Here is a 24,871-nt window from a genome sequence, read left to right on the forward strand (position 1 = left end):
GCTGTCAGCCCTTGGCACCGTTGATCACCGGGTTGGTGTCGGCACCGTCCTGGATGCCCCACTTCTCGAGGATCTTGTTGTACGTGCCCTCCGACTGCAGCGCCTTCAGCGCCGCGAGGATGGCGTCCTTGCTCTGGCCCAGGTTCTTGCCGACCGCGATGCCGTACGGGGCGGTGTCGTACGCCGCACCGGAGACCTCGAACTGGCCGTTGGACTGCTTGGCCGCGTAGTCGATGACCGGGGAGTCCGCCAGCACGGCGTCGGCGCGCGCGGTGGACAGGGCGAGGTTGGCGCCGGCCTGGTCGGGGTACGGCTGCGCGATCGGCGCCGGCTTGCCGGCGTCCTTGCACTTCTTCGTCCGGGCGCCGAGGCCCTTCTTGTCGTCGATGGTCGCGGACAGCTCGTCGAGCTGCACGGTGCCCTTCTCGACGGCGACCTTCTTGCCGCACAGGGAGAGGTCGTCCGGCTTGAGGCCCTGCGGGTTGCCCTTCTTGACCATCAGGGAGGAGCCCGCGGTGTAGTAGGTCACGAAGTCGACGACCTTCTCGCGCTCCGTGTTGTCCGTGAAGGACGACATGCCGAGGTTGTACTTCCCGGATGTGATGCCGGGGATGATCGCGTCGAAGCCCGCCTGCTGGAACGTGAACTCGACGCCGAGCTTCTTGCCGAGCGCCTTACCGAGGTCGACGTCGAAACCGATGATCGTCTTGTTGTCGGTGTCGAAGAACTCGTTCGGCGCGTACGACGGGTCCGCCGCGACGGTGAACTTGCCCGCGCTCTTGATGTCGGCGGGCAGCATGGCGTTGAGCTTGGGATCCTGCTTGATCGAAGAGAAGATGTCGCCGACGTTCTTGCCGCCGGCCGGCGCCCCCCCTTCGGTCTTGCTGGACCCACAGGCGGACATGGCGAGGGCCGCCGCCAGGACTGTGATGCCCGCCCCAATGGCGCGACGGCGAAGACCGCTGTGCACGGCGTCCTCCTCCAGGCTTACGGGGCGTCACGCCCCGGTTGATTGCACGGTGGTTGCCCGACATCTTGGCGCAACCCTGTCCGAAGTGCGATTACTGCCGTGAAACAATCCCACAACAGCCGATGATCTTGGTACTGGGTCGTCAGACTCCGGCGTTGATCCGCGGCTCGCGGACGGCTCCCGCCGAGATGCCCCACTTGTCGGTGAGCTGCCGGTATGTACCGTCGTTGATCAGGTCCTTCATCGCCTTGAAGATCGCGTTCCGCAGGTTGTCGTGGTGCTTGGGGATGGCGATTCCGTACAGCGCGGTGCCGTACGGCTGCCCCGACAATTCGAAGCGGCCGGCGGCCTGTTTCGCGCCGTAGACCGCCGAGGGCGCGTCGGCGAGCACCCCGTCGGCGCGACCCTTGGCGAGGGCGGCGTTGGCGGCGGCCTGGTCGTCGAACGCGAGACGGACGGGCGCCGGCCGCCCGGCGTTCCGGCATGCGCTCAGGCGCGAACCGGCGTTGGGCTTGGCCGGGCTGGGCGGAGTGAACTCGTCTTCTTGCGTGGTGCCCCGCTCCACGGCGATCCGGCGGCCGCACAGGGACGGGCCGTCCGGCAGCAGCCGTTTCGGATTGCCCTTCCGGACCAGCAGCATCGTGCCCGCGGACAGGTATGTGACGAAATCGAGCCGGCTCTCCCTTTCCCGGGTGTCAGTGAACGACGAGAGGCTGATGTCGTACTTGCCCTCGCTGAGCGCGGGCATGATCGACTCGAATTTCATGTCCTGGAACTCCGCTTTGACGCCCAGTTTCCGGGCGATGGCGGTGCCCAGGTCGATGTCGAAGCCCACGATCTGCTCGCCCTGCTTGAACTCGTTGGGCGGGTACAGGGCGTCGGTCGCGATGACGATCTTGTCCGCCTTCTCGACGCGGCCGAGGGCGCTGGCCGGGTCGGCGTTCTCGCAGGCCGCGAGGGCGGGGGTCGTCATGAGTGCGGTGAGGCCCGCCGCGATCAGGCGGCGGACGAAGGGACGGGGACGCAGTGCTCCTCCTCGGGGGGGAGGCGGGTACGTACGGGGGGTCGGACGACATCTTGGCCTACTCACGCCCGGATGGTGATCAACAATGACACGAATGGATAACGGGCGATGTCGTGACCCGCCCGTTGCGCCCCCCTGACTGGACGCCGCCTGGGCGTGTGGGACAATTGGTCGACGGGTGACCCCCGTACGCACATCGAGAGACGGCCGCGCTGTCCATTGACCCGGAGGCAAATGCGGTCGTCTGCCCGTATTTCCACTAGTAGCAGGGGTCGCTGTGGCCGTTGAGCCTGTCGAACCACACAATTACGATGCTGATCCGGCCTTCGCGTTGCACCGCGGAGGCAAACTCGAGGTCCGTTCGACCGTCCCGGTCCGGGACAACGACGACCTCGCCCTCGCCTACACTCCCGGCGTCGCGCGCGTGTGCTCCGCGATCGCCGAGCGCCCGGAGCTCTCCTACGACTACACCTGGACCTCGAAGGTCGTGGCCGTCATCACCGACGGCACCGCCGTGCTCGGTCTCGGCGACATCGGCCCGGCCGCGGCCATGCCGGTGATGGAGGGCAAGTCGCTGCTGTTCAAGGAGTTCGCCGGGGTCGACTCCGTGCCCATCTGCCTCGACTGCACCGACACCGACGAACTCGTCGAGACGATCACCCGGCTCGCACCGAGCTTCGGCGGCATCAACCTGGAGGACATCAGCGCGCCGCGCTGCTTCGAGATCGAGGACCGGCTGCGGGCGGCCCTCGACATCCCGGTGTTCCACGACGACCAGCACGGCACCGCGATCGTGGCGCTCGCCGCGCTGCGCAACGCCTCGCGCCTCACCGGGAAGCCGCTGGCGAAGATGCGCGCGGTCGTGGCCGGAGCCGGCGCGTCCGGGGTGGCCGTGTCCCGCATCCTGCTGAACGCCGGGATCGGCGACATCGCCCTCTCCGACAGCAAGGGCCTGATCCACGAGGGCCGCGAAGGGCTGAATCCGATCAAGCAGGAGCTCGCCCGCGCGACCAACCGCGCCGGGCTGCAGGGCTCGACCGAGGACGCCCTGCACGGCGCGGACGTCTTCATCGGCCTGTCCGGCGCGACCATCCCGGAGGACTGCCTCGACGTGATGGCCGAGGACGCCATCGTGTTCGCGCTCTCCAACCCGGAGCCGGAGATCCACCCGGAGATCGCCCGGCGGCACGCCCGGGTGGTCGCGACCGGGCGGAGCGACTTCCCCAACCAGATCAACAACGTGCTGGCGTTCCCCGGGGTGTTCCGCGGGGCCCTCGACGTCCGCGCGCACACGATCACGGAGGGGATGAAGCTCGCGGCGGCCGGCGCGCTGGCCGACGTGGTCGGCGACGACCTGTCCGAGGACTACGTGATCCCCAGTCCGTTCGACGAACGCGTCGCGCCCGCCGTCACCCAGGCGGTCGCCGACCAGGCCCGCAAGGACGGCGTCGCCCGCCTCTGACCCCCAGACGCACAGTCGCGGCCCGCACACCTCACCAGGCGTGCGGGCCGCGGCACGTTTGCGCGATGGTGACCGCGAAGTGTAATCATCTCGAAACTGTTTGTGATCATTGACATCTTTATGTCATGCTGCCGACACTGTAGGCATGCGGAGGACGACGGTGCGGATCGACGATCAGCTACTCGCGGACGCCAAGGCGTTCGCGGCTCAGCAGCATCGCAGCCTGAATTCGGTCATCGAGGACGCGCTGCGTCAGCTGCTGCGGCGCGCGGATGCTCCCTCCCGAGAGCCCGCCGCGTTCCCCGTGTACGGGGGGACCGGGCCGGCCAGGCCCGACATCGACCTGAACGACCCTCGCGTCCTCAAGGACCTCATGTACGAAGAGGAAGACGAGGACTACAGGATGCGAGCCCACGATGCGGCTGGTTGATGTCAATGTCCTGGTATACGCCCATCGTCCGGACATGGCAGATCATGAGCGGTATCGGTGCTGGCTCTTCGAGATGATGGACGGTCCAGAGCCCTTCGCGGTGTCGGATCTCGTGCTCAGTGGATTCGTTCGAGTAGTGACGAATCGCCGCATCTTTAAGGATCCAACACCACTCACCGCTGCGCTGGCCGCTGTATCCGATCTTCGCAGCCGTTCGAACTGTGTCCCTCTCGTCCCGGGTCCGCGTAACTGGGCGATCTTCGCCGAACTCTGCGAGAAGTCTGGTGCCAAGGGCAACGACGTGCCGGATGCCTACCACGCGGCCCTCGCCATCGAGCACGGGTGCGAGTTCATCACCACGGACAAGGGCTTCAGCCGCTTTCCGGGGTTGCGGTGGCGGCGGCCCCTTGACTGATCGTTCGGGGGAGGCCGGGTTAGGCTGCGGGCATGTTCGCCGTCACTGCCGCACGCATCGATGCCGACAATCCGCTGAACGGGCTGGAGCTGGGGGACCGTCCCGATCCCACGGTTCCCGAGGGCTGGACGACCGTCACCGTCAGGGCGACCGCGCTCAACCATCACGACGTCTGGACGCTCCGCGGCGTCGGGATCCGGGAGGACCGGCTGCCGATCGTCCTCGGCTGCGACGCGGCCGGTGTCGACGAGGACGGCAACGAAGTGATCGTGCACTCGGTCATCGGCGATCCGGAGCGGGGCGGGGGCGACGAGACGCTCGATCCGAAGCGCTCGCTGCTGTCGGAGTCCTACGACGGGACCTTCGCGGAGAAGGTCGCCGTGCCGCGCCGCAACCTGGTGCCCAAACCGGCCTCTATCTCGTTCGAGGAGGCGGCCTGCCTGCCGACCGCGTGGCTCACCGCGTACCGGATGCTGTTCGACAAGGCCGGGTTGCAGCCCGGCTCGACCATCCTGGTCCAGGGGGCGGGCGGCGGGGTCGCCACCGCGCTGATCGCGTTGGGCGCGGCCGCCGGTTACCGCGTCTGGGCGACCAGCCGTACCGAGGACAAGCGCAAGCGGGCCCTCGAACTGGGCGCCGACCAGGTCTTCGAGTCCGGCGCGCGGTTGCCCGAGCGGGTCGACGCGGTCATGGAGACCGTCGGCCAGGCCACCTGGTCGCACTCGCTGAAGTCCCTGCGGCCCGGTGGCCGGATCGTGGTGTCCGGCGCGACCAGCGGCCAGGTGCCACCGGCCGAGCTGAGCCGCGTGTTCTTCCTACAGCTGTCGGTGGTCGGCTCCACGATGGGCACCCGGGATCAGCTCGTACGGCTGGCGCGCTTCCTCGACAAGACGGGCGTGCGCCCGCGGATCGACCGCGCGATCCCGCTGCGGCAGGCCCGCGACGGTTTCGCCGCGATGATCGACGGCGACGTCTTCGGGAAGATCGTCTTCACGACCTGACCGGTGCCGGCCGGCGCGAGGTCAGCCCTTGCCCAGGATCTCCGTGCGTAGCCGCTCGGACGTCTCGGCGAGGAGCGCGCGGGCCGCGGTGACCTGCTCCTCGTCGATGCCGTCCCGCGCCGCGGTGCGGATCTCATCGACGAACTTGCGCAGCGCCCGGTCGAGCTTGACGCGGACCGCGTCCTCCTGCGTGCCGGTGGCGGTGGCCCAGGCGTCGTCCCAGGTGCTCCGCCATTCCTCCTGCAGGGCGCGCTTGTGCTCCTTCCACTGCGTCTTCTGCCGCTGCCACTCGTCCTTCTGCCGCCGCGTCGTCTCCTTCAGGTTCTGCGCCGCGCCGACCGGGTTCTGCCGGCGCATCTCCCGGGCGGCCTGGGTGAGCTCCTCGCGCAGCGACCGCACGGTGTCGCGCACGTCCTCCTGGACCTCGCGGGCGATGTCGCGTACGGACTCGGTGAGCTCCTCCTCCAGCTCCGCGAGCTCGTCCATCCGGCGCTCCAGCTCGGCGCGGCCCGCGTCGGTGAGGCGGTAGACCTTCTTGCCCTGCACGACCTCGTGGGTGACCAGGCCCTCCTCCTCGAGCCGGGCCAGCCGCGGGTAGATGGTGCCGGGGGAGGGGGAGTAGACGCCGAGGAAACGGTCCTGGAGCAGCCGGATGACCTCATAGCCGTGTCGCGGGCTCTCCTCGAGCATCTTCAGCAGGTACAACCGCAGCCGGCCATGCCCGAACACTGGACTCATTACTCGCTCCCCCTTCTCACTCGCTCGCCGATCGCGTCAGTTCCTCTGGATCCGGTCGGCTGAGCAGTGTGATCGCACCGGAGACCGAGTTGATCGTGAGGGACGCGTCGCCGTCGCCGAGCGTACCGCTCACGTACTTGCCCACCGGACGGTCCGGCCGGGTGCGCGTCAGCTCGAGGAAGGCCGCGTCGACGCGGCCGGTCATGGAGTTGAGCGACACCTTGGCGGAGGTCGATTCGGGCAGCCGTATGGTGACCTCGCCGGAGACGGTGCTCACCTGGGCGCGGCTGCCGGTGCGCAGGTCGACGTCGGTCGTGACCTTCCCGGCGACCGAATGGGCGGTCAGCCGGTCGAGGCTGCCGCCGGCGAGGGAGAGGTTCCCGGAGACGGAGTTGAAGGTGACCGAGCCCGCGAGCCCCTGTGCCTCGATGTCCCCCGCCGCCGTGTTGGCGTCGATCGACCCGGTCACGCCGTCGAGGGTGACGTCGCCCGAGGCGGTCTTGACGGACACCCGTCCGGCCAGCCCGGTGACGATCGCGTTCGCGGTGCCGAGGTTGAGGGTGACCGGGCAGTCGGGCGGAACGGTGATCGTCACGCTGACCCGGCCCCGGGTGTTCTGCAGCCACTTGAAGACGCCGTCCCAGCCGGCGCTCTTGTGGTTGAGGTTGAGCATCCCGGCCTCGTGCACGATCTCGAGAGGTTGTCCCGAGATCTCGCCGACCTGGAGGGTGGGTCGCTCGTCACTCGGCAGGATCGAGATGGTCCCTGCCACGATATTGGCCTTGAGGGCCACCACGCCGTCGAAGTCGAGGTTCGTCGGCTCATCCACGGTCCAGCGCGCCACGGCACGATTCCCTTCCGTCGGGAGGCTTCGCTGTTAACAAGATATGTCGTGTTACGCGAAAGTCAAGATGTATCGTGTGACAAGCCGGATGGCGGGCGAGAATCCACGACCCGACGAGAGGGCCGGACTGTCCGCCGCTGCGGGACGGCCGACGGGTCAGTCGTCGTCCTCGTCACCCAGCCGGGCCAGCCAGGTGGCGAGCCGCTCGACCGGGGTCTCGAACTCGGGGTTCAGATCGACGAACTCCCGCAGCCGGTCGGCCAGCCAGACGAAGGAGACCTCCTCCTCGCCTCGGCGGTCGGCGAGTTCCTCGATCCCCCGATCCGTGAAGTACATGGCAATCGTTCTCTTTCGCTGTCGTTCGTGCCCTGCGAGCGGAACGGCGCTCCACACGTTGACCGTGCGGAGCGCCGTATGCCGGATGCGGCCGCTACTCGCTGAAGACCGCGGCCACCAGGCCCTGCTGCTCCAGAGCGTGCATCTTGGCGGACCCGACGGCGGGCGAGGAGCTCGCCCGGCGGGACACCCGCTTGAGCTCCCGGCCCTCCAGGTGCGGCGGCAGCTTCAGCGCCATGAAGGGCCACGCCCCCATGTTGGCGGGCTCGTCCTGCGCCCAGACCAGCTCGGCGTCGGCCGGGTACTTCGCCAGCTCGGCCTTGATCTCGTCCACCGGCAGCGGGTAGAGCCGCTCGACGCGGACCAGCGCGACCGACGTGTCACCGGACTTCTCCCGGGCGGCGGCCAGGTCGTAGTACAGCTTGCCGCTCGTGAGCACGACGCGGCGGACCTGGCCGAGCTGCTTCGGGTCACCGATCACCGGCTGGAAGGATCCGGAGGTGAGGTCGGCCGTGGCCGAGGTGGCGGCCTTCAGCCGGAGCATCGACTTCGGCGTGAAGACGATCAGCGGCTTCTCCCGCGGCGACAGGGCCTGCCAGCGCAGCAGGTGGAAGTAGCTCGCCGGGGTGCTCGGCTGCGCCACCGTCATGTTGTCCTCGGCGCACAGCTGCAGGTAGCGCTCGATGCGCGCGGAGGAGTGGTCCGGCCCCTGGCCCTCGTAGCCGTGCGGGAGCAGCAGGACGACGCTGGAGCGCTGGCCCCACTTCTGCTCGCCGGAGGAGATGTACTCGTCCAGGATCGACTGCGCGCCGTTGGCGAAGTCGCCGAACTGCGCCTCCCAGCAGACCAGCGCGTCCGGGCGGGTCATCGAGTAGCCGTATTCGAAGCCCATCGCGGCGTACTCGCTGAGCAGCGAGTCGTGCACGTAGAACTTCGAGGTGCCCGTGCCGAACTGCTTGAGCGGGGTGTGCTCCTCGCCGGTCCTGCGGTCGAAGACCACGGCGTGCCGCTGGCCGAAGGTGCCGCGCCGGCTGTCCTGGCCGACGAGCCGCACCGGGCGGCCGTCGATCAGCAGCGAGCCGAACGCGAACATCTCACCGGTCGCCCAGTCGATCGCGTCCTCTTCCACCATCTGCGCGCGCTTGGCCAGCAGCGGCTGGACGCGCGGGTGCGGCGTGAAGCCCTCCGGCAGGTTGAGCTGGGTGTCCACGATCCGCTTGATCGTCTCGTCGGAGACGGCGGTCGGGACGCCCGCGTGGTCCACCGGGATGCGCTCGACGTCGGGCTTGGTGAAGCCCGCGGGCGGCTGCTGCTTGGTGGCCTCCCGGGTCTCGCTGAACGCCCGCTCCAGTTGCTGCTGGTAGTCCCGCAGCGCCTGCTCGGCCTCTTCGACGGTGATGTCGCCGCGACCGATCAGCGCCTCGGTGTAGAGCTTGCGGACCGACCGCTTGGCGTCGATGAGGTCGTACATCAGCGGCTGCGTGAACGACGGGTTGTCACTCTCGTTGTGACCCCGCCGCCGGTAGCAGATCATGTCGATGACGACGTCCTTGTTGAACGCCTGGCGGTACTCGAACGCGAGCCGGGCCACGCGCGCGCACGCCTCGGGGTCGTCCCCGTTGACGTGGAAGATCGGCGCCTGGATCATCCGGGCCACGTCGGTGGCGTACACGCTGGAGCGGGAGTACTCCGGCGCCGTCGTGAAGCCGACCTGGTTGTTCACGATGATGTGCACGGTGCCGCCGGTGCGGTAGCCGCGCAGCTGCGAGAGGTTGAGGGTCTCGGCCACGACGCCCTGCCCGGCGAACGCCGCGTCGCCGTGGATGAGGATCGGCATCACGGTGAAGCCGCCCTCGCCGACGTCGCGCAGGTCCTGCTTGGCGCGGACGACGCCCTCGGCGACCGGGTCGACGGTCTCCAGGTGGCTCGGGTTGGCCACCAGCGCGGTGCGGATCTTCGAGCCGTCGCGGGCGACGAAGTCGCCGTCGGCGCCCAGGTGGTACTTCACGTCGCCGGAGCCCTGCGCGCTGCGCGGGTCGAGGTTGCCCTCGAACTCACCGAAGATCTGGCCGTAGGACTTGCCGACGATGTTGGCGAGGACGTTCAGCCGGCCGCGGTGGGCCATGCCGATGACGATCTCGTCGAGGTGGTCCTGCGCCGCCGCGGTGATCACCGAGTCGAGCAGCGGGATCAGCGACTCGCCGCCCTCGAGGGAGAACCGCTTCTGCCCGACGAACTTCGTCTGCAGGAAGGTCTCGAACGCCTCGGCGGTGTTGAGCCGGCCGAGGATGTGCAGCTGCTCCTCGCGGTCGGGCTTGTCGTGGGGGACCTCGACCTTGTCCTGGATCCAGGCCCGCTCGCCGGGGTCCTGGATGTGCATGTACTCGATGCCGACGGTCCGGCAGTAGGAGTTGCGCAGCACGCCGAGGATGTCGCGCAGCTTCATCGTCGGCTTGCCGCCGAAACCGCCGGTGGCGAACTCGCGCTCGAGGTCCCAGAGCGTCAGGCCGTGCTTGAGGACGTCGAGGTCGGGGTGCCGGCGCTGGGTGTACTCCAGCGGGTCGGTGTCGGCCATGAGGTGGCCGCGCACCCGGTAGGCGTGGATCAGCTCGTGCACCCGGGCGACCTTGGCGACGTCGTCCTCGTGGGTGGCGCTGATGTCCTGCACCCAGCGGACCGGCTCGTACGGTATCCGCAGCGCCTCGAAGATCTCGTCGTAGAACTCGCCTTCGCCGAGGAGCAGGCGGTGGACCATCCGCAGGAAGTCGCCCGACTGGGCGCCCTGGATGATGCGGTGGTCGTACGTCGAGGTCAGCGTCATGACCTTGCTGATGCCGAGCCGGGCGAGCGCCTCCTCGGAGGTGCCGGCGTACTCGGCGGGGTACTCCATGGCGCCGACGCCGATGATCGAGCCCTGGCCGGGCATGAGCCGCGGCACGGAGTGGACGGTGCCGATCGTGCCCGGGTTGGTGAGGCTGATCGTCGTCCCGGCGTAGTCGTCGATCGTCAGCTTGTTGGACCGCGCCTTGCGCACCAGCTCTTCGTACGCCGCCCAGAACTGGCGGAAGTCGAGCGTCTCGGCGGCCTTGATGTTCGGCACGACGAGCTGCCGCTGCCCGTCGTCCTTCTTCAGGTCGATCGCGAGGCCGAAGTTGACGTGCTCCGGCTTGATCAGCATCGGCTTGCCGTCGACCTCGGCGTACGAGGCGTTCATCTCCGGCATCGCCTGCAGCGCCCGGACGATGGCGTAGCCGATGAGGTGGGTGAAGGAGACCTTGCCGCCCCGGCCGCGCTTCAGGTGGTTGTTGATGACGATGCGGTTGTCGATCAGCAGCTTGGCCGGGACCGCGCGGACGCTCGTCGCGGTCGGCACGGCCAGGCTGGCCTCCATGTTGGTGACCGTGCGGGCGGCGACGCCGCGCAGTCGCACCTCTTCCGCGCCGCCGGGCACCTGGGGGGCGGGCGCGGCCTTCTTCGCGGGCGCGGCCGGCGCCGGCTTGGCGGCCTCGGCGGGCTTCGCCGCGGTGGCCGGGGCGGCGGGTGTCTGCTTCGGAGTGGGAGCCGTGGGGGTGGGCGGTGTCGTCGGGGGCGCCGCGCCGTCGGCGCCGGAGGGCGCCTTGGCCGGGCGATCCGGCTGGTAGTCGGCGAAGAAGTTCCACCAGGCTCGGTCAACCGAGTTGGGGTCTTCCAGGTACTTTTGGTAAAGCTCGTCGACCAGCCACTCGTTGGGACCGAAGTCAGGAGTGTTCAGGTCGGCGGAGGATCGCGACGACTGAGTCGACACGGCGGCGATCGCCCTCTTCCGCGGCTCGCAGGTGGATCAGTAACCTTGTCAAGGCTACCGGCCGAAGGGCCTCGGCGGGGCAAAGCCCCGGGACGGGCCGGTGATCTCCGCCAAAACGGGCGTGTGCTTTGGGCAGGAACAGGGTAGAAACCTAAGTTTCGGCCGACTCCTGTGTGATCTCGATCTCATAGGTCGGTGATCCGGGCGGCGAAGTAGATCGCCTCGGTGCGGGGATGGCGGACCAGCACGAGGAACGGCCGATCGACCCGGAACTCCACGGGACGCCCGGGAGTGAACGCCGACAGCGTCATCACCACGGCCGTCGCGGCCGCCCCCTCGAAGCCCGCCTCGTCCACGTCCAGCACGGCCTTGTGCTCGATCCGGTCGAGGTGGACCGGCTCCGCGGACATCCCGGACAGGTCCGCGTCGCCGGTGAAGGCGGTCCCGGCGCCCAGCGTGTCGAGCGTCTCGCCCAGGCTGACCCGGCTCTCCACGCGGAACCGGGGAAGGGACAGCGCCACGCTGACGTGCCGTGCCGAGTCGCGCAGCCGCCGGAGGACATCGAGGCCGGGCGGCGCGCCGGCGGGGTCCGGCCCGACGAGCACCTCGACCGCCACCTCGCCGTCGGCGGCCAGGGCGGCCATCCGCCAGCCCTCGGTCTCGGCGTACGCCATCCGCCCGGTCCGCCGCATCATCGGCACCCGCTTCCGCCCGTGTACGCCGTGGAACGGCTCCGACCGGGTGTCCCGCTCGGCGAACGGACTGCGCCATGCGGCCTTCAGGTACAGGGCGTTGGCGATGACGGCGGCGGTCCGCCGGTCGACCGACCCGGGTGGCAGCAGGTCCTGGATGAGCTCTTCGGTGACCTTCTCCACCTCGGCGTTGACGACCCGGCGCGCGGCATCCGGATCACCGGCGAAGTCGGCGACGCGGAACGCGGCCCCGGGGAGCTCCGCGATCGCCTGCCGGTAGGCGTCCTTCACGGGGAGCCCCGCGCGGGCCCACAGGACGTTGGCCACGCGGATCTCGGCGTCGCCGGGCGCGGCGGCCTCGGCGAGCCGGAGCCGCTCCGGTGGCGCGCCGAGCACTCGCGTCAGCTCCTCCCGGGTCCGGCCGCGCGCGCCCGCGGCGACCAGCGCCAGCGCCGACGCCACGGAGTACGGCGACCACACGAGATTCGCCTCCGCCGGCAACCGGCCGTGCAGCGTCATGAGGAAGTCGTCCACGGTGTGCCACCTTCCCTACTGATCCAAAGTAATGACCCGCTCTCCCACCTCAGAACGATTCACGGGTGGACCAGGGCTCATACGATGACGAGGTGCCGACCCCGAAACTGGGATGTTGATCGCCTGTGGGCTCCATCACGCATGCTCTCCTCGACCTTCACGGTCCGGTCATCTACGGCGTCGTCGCGGCGCTCGTCTTCGCCGAGGCGGCGCTGTTCTTCGGCTTCGTCTTCCCGGGGGAGACCGCCATCGTCGTGGCCGGCGTGCTGGCCAGCCAGCACCGGGTCTCGCTTCCCGTCCTGCTGGTGATCATCGTGCTGTCGGCGGTCGTCGGCGACTCGGTCGGCTACGAGATCGGCCGCCGCTACGGTGACCGGCTGCTGGGCATGCGGACGCTGCACAAGCACCGCCCGAAGGTGGACAAGGCACATGCCCTGCTGCGCCGGCGCGGTGCCTCCGCCGTCTTCATCGGCCGCTTCACCGCACTGCTCCGCGCGCTCATGCCCGCGCTGTGCGGCAGCGCCAAGATGCCGTACGGCAGGTTCCTGGCGTTCAACGCGCTCGGCGGGGTCACCTGGGGGGTCGGCTTCACACTCGGTGGCTACCTGGTCGGCACCGCCTTCGAGCAGGTGGCGCAGTGGGCCGGCCGGGTGCTGGCGATCGCGGTGGCCGTCATCGCGATCGTGGCGTTCGTCGTCTGGTCGGTGCGCCGCAAGCGCCGGGAGAACGCCGCGCCGGAGGCGGAGCTCGCCTCGGCCGACGAGCCGGAGCCGGTGCCCGACCGCGCCCCCTGACGCGGCGGCGTCGCTCGTCCAGGCCACGAAGCATCGGCCTACACGGAACGGCCCGCGATCCGGGAACGGATCGCGGGCCGACGCCTTTCCACGACTTTGGGGCGTCCCCGACCGAGCGGGATTCGGTCGGGTGTTGGACACTGGGGTCACGGTGGACCCAGGTTCACGAGCTCAGGTCGCGAGGAGGGTGCGGAGAATGGCGGAACTGCGGTTCGACGGACGGGTGGCGATCGTCACCGGAGCGGGCCAGGGCCTCGGGCGGCAGCACGCGCTCGAACTGGCCGCGCGCGGCGCGAAGGTCGTCGTCAACGACCTCGGCGGCGCCCTCGACGGCACCGGTGCCTCCACCGGCCCGGCGGCCGAGGTGGTCGCCGAGATCACGAAGAACGGCGGGGAGGCCGTCGCCAGCACCGACAACGTGGCCACCACGGAGGGCGCGGAGGCGATCGTACGGACCGCGCTCGACGCGTTCGGCCGCGTGGACATCGTCGTGAACAACGCCGGCATCCTGCGGGACAAGTCGTTCAAGAACATGTCGCCGGAGGAGTTCGACCAGGTCATCGCCGTGCACCTGCGCGGATCCTTCCTCGTCACGCACGCTGCCTGGCCGCACCTGCGGGAGCAGGCGTACGGCCGGGTGGTCATGACGTCCTCGCCGGCGGGCCTGTTCGGCAACTTCGGCCAGGCGAACTACTCGGCGGCGAAGATGGGCCTCGTCGGACTGACCAAGACGCTCGCGGCCGAGGGCGCCAAGTACAACATCAAGGTCAACGCCATCGCCCCGATCGCCTGGACCCGGATGACGGAGGACCTGTTCCCCGCCGAGTTCCAGGACCGGCTCAGCGTCGAGCACGTCACGCCGGTGGTCGCCTGGCTGGCCCATGAGAGCAACGAGAGCACCGGCGAGACCTACACGGTCGGCGGCGGAAAGGTCGCCCGCGTGTTCGTCGCCGAGGTGGCGGGCTTCACCAAGAAGGACGGGCTGAGCGTCGAGGACGTCCGCGACAACTGGCGGCAGGTCAACGCGACGGAGCCGTACCTCGTCCCGAAGAACATCGGCGAGCAGACCACGGCGCTGTTCCAGGCCCTGCAGTAACGCCTCCGGCGCGGCCCGGCCGCCCGCCCGATCCGCGCGCGGGCGGTCGTCCCCCGCAGGACGGCCATCCTCACCGGACGGTCGCCCCCGCTGGGCCGGACGGTCGCCCCCCGCAGGACGGTCGCCCCGCGCAGGACGGGCGCCTCCGCCGGGCGGCGGCCCGGCCGGGTCAGATGGCCTGGAAGTCGGCGTAGTCGAAGCCGGGGGAGACCACGCAGCTGACCAGGACCTCCCGGTCCGACGCGGGCCGGGCGGCCTGCCAGACGCCCGCGGGCACCAGCGCCTGCGGCCGCTGGCCGTCCTCGACGTCCGGGCCGACGATGACCGTCTCGGTCTGCCGGCCGGGCGTGTCGGCCTCGCCGCCGAAGATCAGCTCGAGCGGGCCCCCGCGGTGCCACAGCCACAGCTCGTCCGAGCGTACGGAGTGCCACATCGACTCCTCGCCCGGCCCGAGCAGGAAGTAGATGCCGGTCGCGGTCGGACGCTCGCCGCCGTGCGCGGCGACCGGCACGGAGGTCCGCCAGGTCTCGCGGAACCAGCCGCCCTCCGGGTGCGGCAACAGGTCGAGGGACTCGGCGACCGGCGGTCTGACCTCGAAGCCGGTGACCCTGCCGCCCGGGTCCCGGCGGCCGTACCGGATCTCCCGGACGATCTCGCGGTTGACCGCGCCGGGCAGCAGCAGCCGCGGATGGTCGAAGACCAGCGCGATCACCTGCTCGTCGCCGAAGTGCTCGGTGGCCAGCGCGGCGGCGTCCTCCTCAGGCGCGTACGCGGCCGTCTCGCTGCGGAACGGCTCGTCCGGGTCCGCGCGCCATGCGTCGAGTGTCGTGAGTAGGAGCACGGTTCCACCGTAGTCCGGTGAGTCCTCCCGCCGACGGATCCGGCCGGGTCGCGGTCCGGTGTCACGGAAACAGGTCTCGGAGTTAGAGAGATGCTGGGTTAAGATGCATCTCGACTTGAAAGGGGTCTGCCGATGGAGCCGTACCACGAGGCGTCGCCGGGCCGGCCGAGCATGCGCGCCTCCGACCAGGAACGCGACGAGACGGTGCAGCGGCTGCAGGTGGCCTTCGCGGAGGGTCGTCTCACCGACGGGGAGTTCGACGAGCGGATGCGCGGGGCGCTCTCCGCGCGGACCCACGGCGAGCTGGCCGAACTGCTCGTCGACCTGCCGGCGGCCACCGCGCCCACCGCACCGGCCGCGTCGCGGTCGGCGGCGCCCGCGCACCTGCCGAAACCGGGGCGCTACGCGGTGGCCTACAAGAACACCCTGCGGCAGGCCGGACGCTGGCGGGTGCCCGGGACGTACCGCGCGCTCGTCTACAAGGGCGGCGGCGTGATCGACCTGCGGGCCGCGGAGCTGACCGAGGCGCTCACCACGATCCTCGCCGTGGCCTACAAGTCGGATCTCCAGCTCCTCGTGCCGCCCGGCGTCCGGGTCGAGGCGAGCGGCTTCGGCGTCACGCACGACGGGGACTGGACCGGTGACCTGGCCGCCGACGCGCCGGTCGTGCACATCCGGGGCTATGCCTACAAGGGCCGGGTCGACGTCCGGACCATGCCCAGACGCTGAGCTCCGGCGCACACCCTGACCGACGACCGGGCGGGCGACGTTTGACCGCCCGCCTGGGATGACGTCCGAACGCCGGTCTTTCCGGTCGGCGGCGGTGACATCTCCCACAGCACCCGAACGAACCTTTGCGGTGGCAAAAGCATCGTAATGATCGGCCGCATGAGGTAAAACAGGTTGGCTCGTGCAATCTGTCAATGTTTGGGAGAGCTGTATGCGAATGAGCCTGGGGAAGGCCGCCGCCATCGGGACGTTGTCGGCAATGGCCCTCGTCCCGGCTGTGGCCGCCCCCGCGACGGCGTTCGCCGCCGCCGCCACAACCCCCGTGCAGGCGCAGGCCAACCCGACGCTCCATTACGGCGACAAGGGCGCGGCGGTCACGCGTCTGCAGCAGCGCCTGATCGCCCTGCACTACGACCCGGGAACGGTCGACGGACAGTACGGCAGCCAGACCCGGTTCGCTGTCTGGGCTTTCCAGAAGGCCCAGGGAATGCACCCGAACCAGTCGGCGCCGGTCGGTTCGAAGACCTGGGCCGCGCTGGCGCACCCGAAGGTCCCGAAGGCCCTCATCAAGGGCGGCGCCGCGAACCGCGCCGAGGTGGACCTGACCCACCAGCTGCTCTACATCTACAAGAGCGGCAAACTGGTCCTCATCAGCCACATTTCCAGCGGCCGGGCGTACTACTACCAGAACGGCCGCAAGATCAACGCGCGGACGCCGACCGGCAACTACTACGTGTACCGGAAGGCCAAGGGCTGGGAGACCGGCCCGCTCGGCAAGCTTTACAAGGCCAACTACTTCCACGGCGGCTACGCCATCCACGGCGAGCCTGAGGTGCCGCTGTACCCGGCCTCGCACGGCTGCGTGCGGACGCCGATGCACACGGCGGACATCGTCGCCAAGCTGCTGCCGTTGAACACGAAGGTCTACCTCCGGGGCAAGGCACCGGCCTGAGCATCCAGAGACGGAGCCGTACGCGTGGGCGTACGGCTCCGTTTCTCCTTTCTCAGCAGTCCACGAGTTCGGGCCGCTGATTCAGGATCTGGGCGCGCGGGGTGACGAACTCGCGATACGCCTCATCGGCCTCCGGGCGGAACACCGCGAGCTTGTGGCAGTTCTGGAACGCCAGGCGGACGCCGTAATGGCGTTCCAGCGCTCCGCGCATCGCGTCGCTGGCCAGCATGCGCAGCAGCTGGCCACGGGCGGCCTCGTCGGGGGGCGGCACCTCATTGGCCGTGAAGTCGGTGCCGCCCGCCCGGAGTTCGCCGATCAGCCCCTCGACGACCTGCCAGGCGTACGGCAGGGACGTGCGGATGCACTCGACGAAGGCCGCGTCGTCGAGTTCGTCCCGCTGAGCGCGGTCGATGAGCTCGGGGGAAACGGTCAGGGACATGTCACCACCTCCGGAAGGGGACGCTAGGCAGGCCCTGCCGGGAACGTCTATGGCTCGACGGTGACGACAGCCTCCGCGCGGTCGCCGACGGAATGGAACGGGCCGGTGACGCGCCGTCCACGGCCGGGAGAACGAAGCCGGGACGGCCTCGTCTCCGCCCCCTTTCGGGCCGAATAGCGGTTTGATAGGTCCTTGCACGAACGGTCTTTGACAAGAGGTGAGCGTGACCACGACCGGAAGCGGAGCGCCCCCCGGGGAGCCTTTCGGCGGCAGTGCCGTCCGCCCGACCCAGAAGAACCCCAGGCGTTCCGGCCGCGACGAGCGCCGCCGGATCAGCGAACGGCTCGCGGAGGCGGCGGACGAGGCCTCGGACGGCCGCCGTGTCCCCGGAGTGCCGAACTCCTCGCCCTGGCAGCGGTCCAACGCCGTGTGGCACCGTGCCGGGATCGACTGGAGCCGCGCCGAGCCGGAGCGCCGTCCGTCGACCCCGCCCAGCGTTCCCGTGGCGGCCAGTGCCGCGGCGTATCCGAGCCCCGCGAGCCCCACGAGCACGGGCCCCACGAGCACGGCGCCGCGGCCCACGAGCACCGCGCCGCGGCCCATAGCCCCGGCACCGGCCGCCTCCGCCGTCGTCGCGCCGGCCGCCGCCCCCGCCGCGGCGCCTCCCACGGCTCCTCCGGGGGGCGCGGCGGACGACGAGCCGTGGACGCCGCCGAAGCGGACCCGCGGCCTGCCGTCGGTGCCGCTCCGGCCCGTCGCCATCGCCGCCGCGGTCGTCGTCGTCCTCGGTGGGGGCGCCTACGCCCTGTTCGGTACGGGTGGGGACGAGCCGAAGAAGCCGGCGGCGCCCGTGCCCGTGGCCGCCGACCGTCTCTTCGCCCCGGACCCGGCGGCCAAGACGAGCGGCCGGTCGCACACGCTGACCGCCGTGGCGGGGGCCGGTAACTCCGTCGTGGCGATCGGCTCGGAGCAGGGCGGCGTCTATTCGCGCGCGCAGTTCCTGACCTCCGCCGACGGCGGCCGCTCCTGGCGGGTCGCGTCGGTGCGCGGGGCCGACGGCGGCGATCCGCCGCCGGGGGAGTACCCGCAGCTGATCGCCGGGAACACCGGCGGGTGGGCGGCGCTGGGCCTCACCTCGGCGGGAGCGGTCTCCTGGACAAGCCGCGACGGCCGGTCCTGGACGCGCGCCGCGGTCGTCGGCGCGTTCGGTCCCGGCGACAAGGTCAACCGTCTCGTTCGCACCGGTTCGGGGTTCGTCGCGGTCGGGTCGGCCACGGTGAAGGGCGGCACCCAGGGGATCGTCTGGACGTCCCGTGACGGCCGCTCCTGGACACGCGTGGGCCCGGAGCAGCTCACGCCGCAAGGAGGCGGCGCGCCGATCCGCGTCTCCTCGGCCGCGGCGTTCGGTGACACCGTGGTCGCCGAAGGGACGCTGCGGACCACCGTGACGGTCACCAAGAAGGTCAAGAAGAAGAAGCGGAAGGTCACGCAGACGGTCGACCGGGAGGCCTTCTGGCGGTCGCCCGACTCCGGGCGCAGCTGGGCGCCGGTGACGGTCCCGCAGGCCCAGGGGTCGTCCGGCAACGTCGTCGCGCTCGTGGCGACCCGCTCGGGGCTGTTCGCCGCCCGTGAGGGATCGCAGACCACCGGGTCGAAGAAGCACCGCCGGACCACGTCCTTCGCGGTCATCTTCGGCTCCGCCGACGGGCAGACCTGGGCGCCGCTGGGCCGGCTCGGCACGGCCGGCTACTCGCACCTGGGCGCGCTGCGCGGCGCCGACACCGGCCTGGCCGCCCTCGTGCCGGTGGGCGGTGGCAAGACGGCCGTGCTGACCAGCGCGGACGGCAAGAGCTGGCAGCACGCCGGGGACGTTTCAGCGGGTCGGGACCTCACCGACGTCGTGCCGGCGACGGCCGGCACGGTGGTCACCGGACGGCTCGGCGCGACCGACGCGTACCTCACCGTCACCGGCGCGGGCGACGTGAACCTCGGCGCGATCCCGGGCGCCGTGCACCCCGAGCTGACGCTCACCGGCGTGGTCGCCGACGCCGGCCGCGTCATGGCGGTCGGCAGTTCGAACGGTGACGCCGCGCTGTGGACCTCGCCGAACGGCTCGGCGTGGACCCGCGCCACGCTTCCGGCCGGTACGCCCCCCCGGCAGCTCGCCGACGTGGTGCACGGGGCCGCGGGCTGGCTCGCGGTCGGGGGCGCGGGCGACCGCCCGCTGACCCTGATGTCCGCGGACGGCGGCTCCTGGCAGGCCGTGCCGGGCGGGAAGGTCTTCGGCGGATCCGACCTCACCCCGGTGGCGGCCACCGCGAACGCCGGCGCGTACGTCATCGTGGGCCGGCGCGGCGACAGCGCCGCGGCCTGGTACTCCACGGACCTGAAGAACTGGGCCGGGGGCGGCGACGCGGCAAAGGGCGACCTGGACGGGTCCGCGGACGCCCCCAAGTGGACGGCCGACGTCACGGCGGGGTCGGCCGGGTTCGTCGCGGTCGGCGGCCAGACGAGGAACAAGACGGCCCAGCCGGCGATCTGGACCTCCCCGGACGGGAAGCAGTGGACGCTGTCCGCGAGCGCGCCGACGCTCCCGCAGGGTGCCACCGCCGGCTCGCTGACCTCGGTCGTGGCGCGCGGCGGGGCGCTGGTCGCGACCGGCGTGACCGGCGCGGCGGGGGTGACCGGCCCGCCGGCGGCGGGCGCACCGGGCTCGGCGGCCTTCGCGGCGGTCTCGGTGGACGGCGGCCGGACGTGGCAGCCCGTCTCCCTGCCCGGGGTCGGGCAGAACACGGCGGTGACGGCGGTGACGGCGACGGCGCACGGCTTCGTCCTGGCCGGTACGACGGGCTCCGACGTGGTGCTGTGGACCTCGCCGGACGGCCGTACCTGGCGGGCGTCACGGCCGCATGGTCGGGGGTTGGACGGGCTCGGCACCCAGCGGCTCGCCGGGCTCACCGTCGTGGGCGGCACGCTGGTCGGCGTCGGATTCACCGGAGACGCGTCCGGCGACGTGCCCACCCTCTGGCGCACCCCTATTCCCTAAGTCGAGCTGACCGAAAAGTCGATCCGGTCGGATGAGAACGCCATTGCGGCCGCCCTTGTCGGTAGGGCGGCCGCAATGGCGTTTCGGGGCCTCAGCGGAGGTGCAGGTCGACGCCGAGGAGAATGAGGATCCAGAGGAAGATCGCCAGTAGGGCGCTGACGACCCGCTTGATCAGGCCGGTCGTGATGTAGTCGTGGTCCCAGGCCACGAAGATCCCGATCAATATGTAAATCAGGCCGACGAAGCTGATGCCGCCCCTTATTCGCATTGGAGCCTCCTGGTTCCGAGCCGAACGCCCGCCAGATGCCCGATATGCGGCGAATAAAACTTTCGCTGCTTGACGTTCGCCAGAAACGTGTGTAGCGAATTCGCCACTCGCAGCGATGAGGCAGGTGAGTCACCGCGAAAGGGTGACCGGCGTCCCGGTCCGGGACACCTCATCACGGCGCGGCCCGCGCTCCCCCTCACCGGGTCAGGGAGTCACGGGTCGCGGCGGGGCGGCCGGCGGCCGGGCAGCGCCCGCCGGCCGCCCTCGAACACGTCCCTAGTCGAACATCACGACCTGGCGGATCGCGTCGCCGCGCCGCAGGGTCGCCATCGCGTCGTTGAGGTCCTCGAACCGGATGCGCCGGGTGATCAGGCCCTCGAGGTCCAGCTTCCCGCTGCGCCACAGGTCGACGAAGATCGGGATGTCGCGCTTGAGGTCGCTCCCGCCGTACAGCGACGACTTGAGGTTCTTGCCCTCGAACAGCAGGGAGAAGGCGCTCATCTGGAAGTTGTCGTCCACGGCTCCCGCGCCGACCACGATGACGTCGCCGCCGCGCCGGGTCGCCTTCCAGGCGGTCTCGATGGCCGCCGCCTTGCCGACGACCTCGAAGACGTAGTCGAAGTTCTGGCCGCCGGTCAGCAGGCCGCTGACCTCCTGCAGGTCGTCGAGCGTGGCCGTGTGGGTGGCGCCGAACTGCTTGGCGATCGGGTGCTTGGCCTCGTTCGGGTCGACCGCCAGGATGGTCGCCGCGCCGGCGATCCGGGCGCCCTGGATCACCGACAGGCCGACGCCGCCCGCGCCGACGACGGCGACCTTCGAGCCGGGCCGTACCTTCGCGGTGTTGAACACCGCGCCGACGCCGGTCGGGATGCCGCAGCCCAGCAGCGCGGCGTACTCGAACGGCACGTCCTCGGCCACCTTGACGACGCCCTGCCACGGCACGACGAGCTCCTCGGCCCAGGTGCCGCACCCGGCCATGCCGTACGCCGGGGCGTCGCCGCCCAGGCGGAACCTCGGGTCGCCGAACGTCTGCGCGATGAACGTCATGCACAGGTACGGCTCGCCGCGGACGCACTCGGCGCAGGTGCCGCAGTCCGGCGTCCAGTTGATGACGACGTGGTCGCCGGGGCCGACGTTGGTGACGTGCTCGCCCACCTCGACGACCTCGCCCGCGCCTTCGTGCCCGATGACGCAGGGGATCGGCATCGGCAGCACGCCCGTCAGGACGGACAGGTCGGAGTGGCAGACGCCGGTCGCCCGGACCTTCACCTTCACCTGATCGGGGCCGGTCTCGGTGGTCGTGGCGTCGTCGCGCAGCTCGACCTCTTGGTCGCCGACCTGACGTAGGACCGCGGCTCGCACCGTGCACACCTCCATGGCAGGGCCGACGAGAGCGCCGGCCGAGGATGCGGCGCCCCGGGCGGGCGCCGGACGACGTGATGGCGCCGGGCGGCGCCGGGGCTACTCCTCGAGGGTCAACGCGGCCTTGGGGCAGGAGCGTACGGCGTGCCGGACGCGGTCGAGCAGCTCGGCGGGCGGGTGCGGCTCGACGATGTGCAGGACGTCCTCGTCGTCGAGGTCGAACACCTCGGGCATGAGGCCCACGCACACGCCGTTGGCCTCGCAGACCAGCGGATCGACTCGTACTTCCATGGCTCCTCGCTCAGGTGAGCTTGCGATGGTCCCAGGACGCGATGCCCGTCGGCTCGACGATGTACGCGTGCCGCTTGGCCGCGGTCTGGTCGACGAGTGAGGCGATGGCGTCATCGTCCTTCAGGTCCATCATCCGGCGGACCACTTCGCAGCCAACATACCGAATGTCGTTCGGTTCGGTAAGGGTCCGCGCCGTGCCGTACATCATCAGCCCGCGCAGCTCGAAGTAGTCCTCGCCCGTCTCGATGAGACAGGTCACCCGAGGATCGCGGCGCAGGTTGTGCGCCTTGCGTGAGGTCCGGTACGTCCAGAAGGCGATCTTGTCGTCGACCAGGCCGTAGAACATGGTCACGAGGTGCGGGGTGCCGTCGCGGTTGATGGTCGCGAGCTGCAGTTTCTTGCTCTCCTGCAGGAGCGCGGCGACCTCGCCGTCCGTCATCGCGACACGGGAACGCTGACTCACGCCAGAAAGTAGAACACGTTTCAGTAAGCGCGGGCAAGTGCGGGCGGGCGCGGCCGGAACCGGACGGCGCCGGGCGCCGCCGGCTCGGGCAGGACTCAGAAGGCCACGCCGGCGGCCTTCGCAGGGATCAGAAGGCCACGCCGCACCGGATGATGACGTTCGCGAACGGGGTCGCCTCGCCGGTCCGTACGACCAGCTTCACCGCGTGCGCCAGCAGCTTGAGCTCCTCGTGCGGGACGTATGTGAGGGCGGGCAGCCGGTCGTCGAGCAGGGCGTGGCACTCCGGGTTGCCGCCCACGACCTCCTCGGCCGCGACCGCGCCCTCGACGACCAGCTCGGTCAGGATCCCGTCCAGCACCTCGGCGAAGCCGGGGATGCCGAGCGTGAAGGCCAGGTCCACCACCTCGGTGCCCGCCGGGATCGGCATCCCGCTGTCGCAGATCAGCACCTGGTCGGTGTGGCCGAGCCGGGCCAGGGCGCCCGACAGGGCGCCGTTGAGGATTCCCCCGCGTTTCATTTCACATGTCCTCCAGATCGGCCGGCCGCGGGAACGAGCTCTGCGCGCCCGCGACGCGAACGGCGGCGGCGCCCACGCGCGCGGCGAAGCGCGCCGCCGTCGCCAGGTCGTCGCCCCGCGCCAGCCGCCAGGACAGCGCGCCGGTGAACGCGTCCCCGGCCCCGGTCGTGTCCACGGCCTCGACACGCGGGCTCGGGACCTCGATCACGCCGTCGCCGTCGGCGACGACCGCGCCGTCCGCGCCCTTGGTGATGACCACCGAGCGCGGGCCGCGCGCCAGCAGCCCGGCCGGGTCGCTCGCGCCGAGGAACGCGGCCTCGTGCTCGTTGACCACCAGGGGATCGCACAGCGCGAGCAGTTCGTCCGGGACGGCGGCGGGCGGCGACAGGTTGAAGACCACCCGCGCGCCGGCCGCCTCGGCGGCGCGCGCGGCGGCCAGTACCGCGTCGAGCGGCACCTCCATCTGCAGCGAGACCACCGACGCGGCCGCGAAGAGCGGCCCGGCCGCCGTGACGTCCTCCTCGGTCACGCGGCCGTTGGCACCGGGGGAGACGATGATGCTGTTGTCGCCGTCGGGGCCCAACGTGATCAGCGCGACCCCGCTCGGGCCCGGCGTGGTGATCAGGTGGGTGATGTCCACGCCGTCGCCGCGCAGGGCGTCCCGCAGGAAGTCGCCCTGCCCGTCGGTTCCGGCGCGGCCGAGGAAGGCCACCCGGCCGCCCAGCCGGGCGGCGGCGACGGCCTGGTTGGCCCCCTTGCCGCCCGGATACGTGGCGAGGTCCGAGCCCAGCACGGTCTCCCCGGCCGCCGGGCGCCGGTCGACGCGGACGACGAGGTCCGCGTTGACCGAGCCGACGACGAGGACGTCATAGGTCTTGTCCGGCATCAGGATCCGTTCGTGAACTGAGCCACGTTGTCCTTCGTGGCCACCTTGACGGGGACCGCCACGGTAGCGTCGATCTTGTCGCCCTTCGCGGCCTTCACGGCGGCCTGGACGGCCATCTGGCCGAGGAGCACCGGCTGCTGCGCGACGTCGGCGGTCAGCGTGCCGGCCTGGATGGCCTTGAGCCCGTCGGGGGTGCCGTCGAAGCCGACGACCTTGATCTGCTTGCCGGCCTTCGCGCCCAGCGCCTTGATCGCGCCCAGGGCCATCTCGTCGTTGGCCGCGAACACCCCGGTGATGTCGGAGTGCGCCTGCACGATGTTGGTCATGACGTCCAGGCCCTTGGTCCGGTCGAAGTCGGCGGGCTGCTGGGCGACGACCTGGATGCCGGGGAAGGCCTTGATGCCCTCCACGAAGCCCTTCTGCCGGTCGTTGGCGGCCGACGTGCCCGCCGTGCCCTGCAGGACGGCGACCTTGCCCTTGCCGCCGAGCGCCTTGCCGAGCTCCTGGGCGGCCAGCTTGCCGCCGGCGACGTTGTCGGAGGCGACGGTCTGGGTGACGGTCGCCCCGTCGACGCCGCGGTCGGCGGCGATCACCGGGATCTTGCTCCGGTCGGCGGCCTTGACCGCGGGCGCGGCGGCCGCGGAGTCGACCGGGTTGATGATGATCGCCTTCATACTCTGGCTGGCGAAGTTCTGCACCTGGTTGACCTGCTGGGAGGCGTCGTTCTGGGCGTCCGTCGTGGTGATCTTGACGCCCTCCTTCTTCGCCTCGGCCTCGGCGCCCTGGCGCAGCTGCACGAAGTACGGGTTGTTCAGCGTGGAGACGGACAGGCCGATCTTGATGTCGCCGCCACCGCCGCCGGAGGACGAACCACTGTTGTTGTTGCAGGCCGTGAGGCCGAGGGCGAGGACCGCACCGGCGGCCGCGACCGCGGCCGGCTTGGTGAACTGCATGGTG

25 protein-coding genes are annotated in these 24,871 nt (G+C 70.7%); 9 read left to right on the forward strand and 16 right to left on the reverse strand.

The genetic code is table 11. From position 1 onward, the window contains the following. Positions 1–4 precede the first annotated feature (4 nt). Together ABD978_RS20735 and ABD978_RS20740 are read right to left on the reverse strand one after the other, a co-directional pair. Positions 5–970, reverse strand: a complete 966-nt coding sequence (locus ABD978_RS20735) for an ABC transporter substrate-binding protein (RefSeq protein WP_345356740.1) — start codon at positions 968–970, stop codon at positions 5–7. 142 nt (positions 971–1,112) lie between these two features. Next, positions 1,113–1,943 carry an ABC transporter substrate-binding protein gene (locus tag ABD978_RS20740; RefSeq protein ID WP_345356743.1) on the reverse strand — a complete coding sequence of 277 codons (831 nt, stop codon included), beginning with the start codon at positions 1,941–1,943 and terminating at the stop codon, positions 1,113–1,115. A gap of 328 nt (positions 1,944–2,271) precedes the next feature. Between ABD978_RS20740 and ABD978_RS20745 the strand changes: the two genes are divergently transcribed. The 4 genes from ABD978_RS20745 (at position 2,272) to ABD978_RS20760 (ending at position 5,302) form a co-directional block, all read left to right on the forward strand. Further along, entirely contained in the window at positions 2,272–3,456 is a 1,185-nt protein-coding gene (locus ABD978_RS20745; protein ID WP_345356745.1) for an NAD(P)-dependent malic enzyme, read from the forward strand. A gap of 145 nt (positions 3,457–3,601) precedes the next feature. Continuing rightward, the gene (locus ABD978_RS20750; protein WP_345356747.1) at positions 3,602–3,886 is read left to right on the forward strand and encodes a type II toxin-antitoxin system VapB family antitoxin; all 285 of its coding nucleotides are present in this window, start codon (positions 3,602–3,604) and stop codon (positions 3,884–3,886) included. Next, the gene (locus tag ABD978_RS20755; RefSeq protein ID WP_345356750.1) at positions 3,873–4,301 is read left to right on the forward strand and encodes a type II toxin-antitoxin system VapC family toxin; all 429 of its coding nucleotides are present in this window, start codon (positions 3,873–3,875) and stop codon (positions 4,299–4,301) included. The genes ABD978_RS20750 and ABD978_RS20755 overlap by 14 nt, the downstream gene beginning before the upstream one ends. Positions 4,302–4,333: 32 nt before the next feature. Continuing rightward, a complete protein-coding gene (locus ABD978_RS20760; RefSeq protein ID WP_345356753.1) occupies positions 4,334–5,302 on the forward strand; it encodes a zinc-binding dehydrogenase in 969 nt (322 codons plus the stop codon). A 21-nt stretch (positions 5,303–5,323) separates the two neighbouring features. Here the strand turns inward: ABD978_RS20760 and ABD978_RS20765 are convergent, their stop codons facing one another. From ABD978_RS20765 to ABD978_RS20785, 5 genes are all read right to left on the reverse strand, one after another. Then, on the reverse strand, positions 5,324–6,040 hold the full coding sequence (locus ABD978_RS20765; RefSeq protein WP_345356756.1) for a PadR family transcriptional regulator: 717 nt from the start codon (positions 6,038–6,040) through the stop codon (positions 5,324–5,326). 16 nt (positions 6,041–6,056) lie between these two features. Beyond that, positions 6,057–6,884: a DUF4097 family beta strand repeat-containing protein gene (locus tag ABD978_RS20770; protein WP_345356759.1), complete on the reverse strand. Its 828-nt coding sequence runs from the start codon at positions 6,882–6,884 to the stop codon at positions 6,057–6,059. Between the two features lie 156 nt (positions 6,885–7,040). After that, the gene (locus tag ABD978_RS20775; protein ID WP_252775676.1) at positions 7,041–7,220 is read right to left on the reverse strand and encodes a DUF6104 family protein; all 180 of its coding nucleotides are present in this window, start codon (positions 7,218–7,220) and stop codon (positions 7,041–7,043) included. A 94-nt stretch (positions 7,221–7,314) separates the two neighbouring features. Next, positions 7,315–11,004: a multifunctional oxoglutarate decarboxylase/oxoglutarate dehydrogenase thiamine pyrophosphate-binding subunit/dihydrolipoyllysine-residue succinyltransferase subunit gene (locus ABD978_RS20780; RefSeq protein WP_345356762.1), complete on the reverse strand. Its 3,690-nt coding sequence runs from the start codon at positions 11,002–11,004 to the stop codon at positions 7,315–7,317. A 185-nt stretch (positions 11,005–11,189) separates the two neighbouring features. Continuing rightward, complete coding sequence (locus ABD978_RS20785; RefSeq protein WP_345356765.1) at positions 11,190–12,230, reverse strand: serpin family protein; 1,041 nt, start codon at positions 12,228–12,230, stop codon at positions 11,190–11,192. A gap of 125 nt (positions 12,231–12,355) precedes the next feature. Here ABD978_RS20785 and ABD978_RS20790 point away from each other — a divergent pair, with 125 nt between their 5' ends. Further along, positions 12,356–13,024 (forward strand): DedA family protein, encoded by a 669-nt coding sequence (locus ABD978_RS20790; protein ID WP_345356768.1) that lies wholly within the window; start codon positions 12,356–12,358, stop codon positions 13,022–13,024. A 196-nt stretch (positions 13,025–13,220) separates the two neighbouring features. Next, positions 13,221–14,120, forward strand: a complete 900-nt coding sequence (locus tag ABD978_RS20795; protein WP_345356771.1) for an SDR family oxidoreductase — start codon at positions 13,221–13,223, stop codon at positions 14,118–14,120. A 169-nt stretch (positions 14,121–14,289) separates the two neighbouring features. Here the strand turns inward: ABD978_RS20795 and ABD978_RS20800 are convergent, their stop codons facing one another. Further along, positions 14,290–14,961, reverse strand: a complete 672-nt coding sequence (locus tag ABD978_RS20800) for a cupin domain-containing protein (RefSeq protein ID WP_345356774.1) — start codon at positions 14,959–14,961, stop codon at positions 14,290–14,292. Between the two features lie 132 nt (positions 14,962–15,093). On the opposite strand from ABD978_RS20800, the gene ABD978_RS20805 reads away from it, so the two are divergent. After that, on the forward strand, positions 15,094–15,690 hold the full coding sequence (locus ABD978_RS20805) for a DUF1707 SHOCT-like domain-containing protein (RefSeq protein ID WP_345356777.1): 597 nt from the start codon (positions 15,094–15,096) through the stop codon (positions 15,688–15,690). 211 nt (positions 15,691–15,901) lie between these two features. Further along, the gene (locus ABD978_RS20810; protein ID WP_345356780.1) at positions 15,902–16,642 is read left to right on the forward strand and encodes a L,D-transpeptidase family protein; all 741 of its coding nucleotides are present in this window, start codon (positions 15,902–15,904) and stop codon (positions 16,640–16,642) included. Positions 16,643–16,694: 52 nt separating this feature from the next. Here the strand turns inward: ABD978_RS20810 and ABD978_RS20815 are convergent, their stop codons facing one another. After that, positions 16,695–17,081, reverse strand: coding sequence for an SCO5389 family protein (locus ABD978_RS20815; protein WP_345356783.1), 387 nt, complete (start codon positions 17,079–17,081; stop codon positions 16,695–16,697). A 223-nt stretch (positions 17,082–17,304) separates the two neighbouring features. Here ABD978_RS20815 and ABD978_RS20820 point away from each other — a divergent pair, with 223 nt between their 5' ends. Next, positions 17,305–20,127, forward strand: coding sequence for a hypothetical protein (locus ABD978_RS20820; RefSeq protein ID WP_345356786.1), 2,823 nt, complete (start codon positions 17,305–17,307; stop codon positions 20,125–20,127). Between the two features lie 91 nt (positions 20,128–20,218). Here ABD978_RS20820 and ABD978_RS20825 read toward each other — a convergent pair whose 3' ends face one another. From ABD978_RS20825 to ABD978_RS20855, 7 genes are all read right to left on the reverse strand, one after another. Further along, positions 20,219–20,395 (reverse strand): hypothetical protein, encoded by a 177-nt coding sequence (locus ABD978_RS20825; RefSeq protein WP_345356789.1) that lies wholly within the window; start codon positions 20,393–20,395, stop codon positions 20,219–20,221. Between the two features lie 276 nt (positions 20,396–20,671). Then, positions 20,672–21,757 carry a Zn-dependent alcohol dehydrogenase gene (locus tag ABD978_RS20830; RefSeq protein ID WP_345356792.1) on the reverse strand — a complete coding sequence of 362 codons (1,086 nt, stop codon included), beginning with the start codon at positions 21,755–21,757 and terminating at the stop codon, positions 20,672–20,674. A 99-nt stretch (positions 21,758–21,856) separates the two neighbouring features. Further along, positions 21,857–22,048 carry a ferredoxin gene (locus ABD978_RS20835; protein WP_345356795.1) on the reverse strand — a complete coding sequence of 64 codons (192 nt, stop codon included), beginning with the start codon at positions 22,046–22,048 and terminating at the stop codon, positions 21,857–21,859. Between the two features lie 10 nt (positions 22,049–22,058). After that, positions 22,059–22,511: a pyridoxamine 5'-phosphate oxidase family protein gene (locus ABD978_RS20840; RefSeq protein ID WP_345356798.1), complete on the reverse strand. Its 453-nt coding sequence runs from the start codon at positions 22,509–22,511 to the stop codon at positions 22,059–22,061. A 127-nt stretch (positions 22,512–22,638) separates the two neighbouring features. Next, on the reverse strand, positions 22,639–23,028 hold the full coding sequence (gene rbsD / locus ABD978_RS20845) for a D-ribose pyranase (protein WP_345356801.1): 390 nt from the start codon (positions 23,026–23,028) through the stop codon (positions 22,639–22,641). Position 23,029: 1 nt separating this feature from the next. Continuing rightward, entirely contained in the window at positions 23,030–23,914 is an 885-nt protein-coding gene (locus ABD978_RS20850) for a ribokinase (RefSeq protein WP_345356804.1), read from the reverse strand. Then, entirely contained in the window at positions 23,914–24,867 is a 954-nt protein-coding gene (locus tag ABD978_RS20855; protein WP_345356807.1) for a substrate-binding domain-containing protein, read from the reverse strand. The genes ABD978_RS20850 and ABD978_RS20855 overlap by 1 nt, the downstream gene beginning before the upstream one ends. Between the last annotated feature and the right edge of the window lie 4 nt (positions 24,868–24,871).

Source organism: Actinoallomurus liliacearum (assembly GCF_039542035.1).
GTDB lineage: Bacteria > Actinomycetota > Actinomycetes > Streptosporangiales > Streptosporangiaceae > Actinoallomurus > Actinoallomurus liliacearum.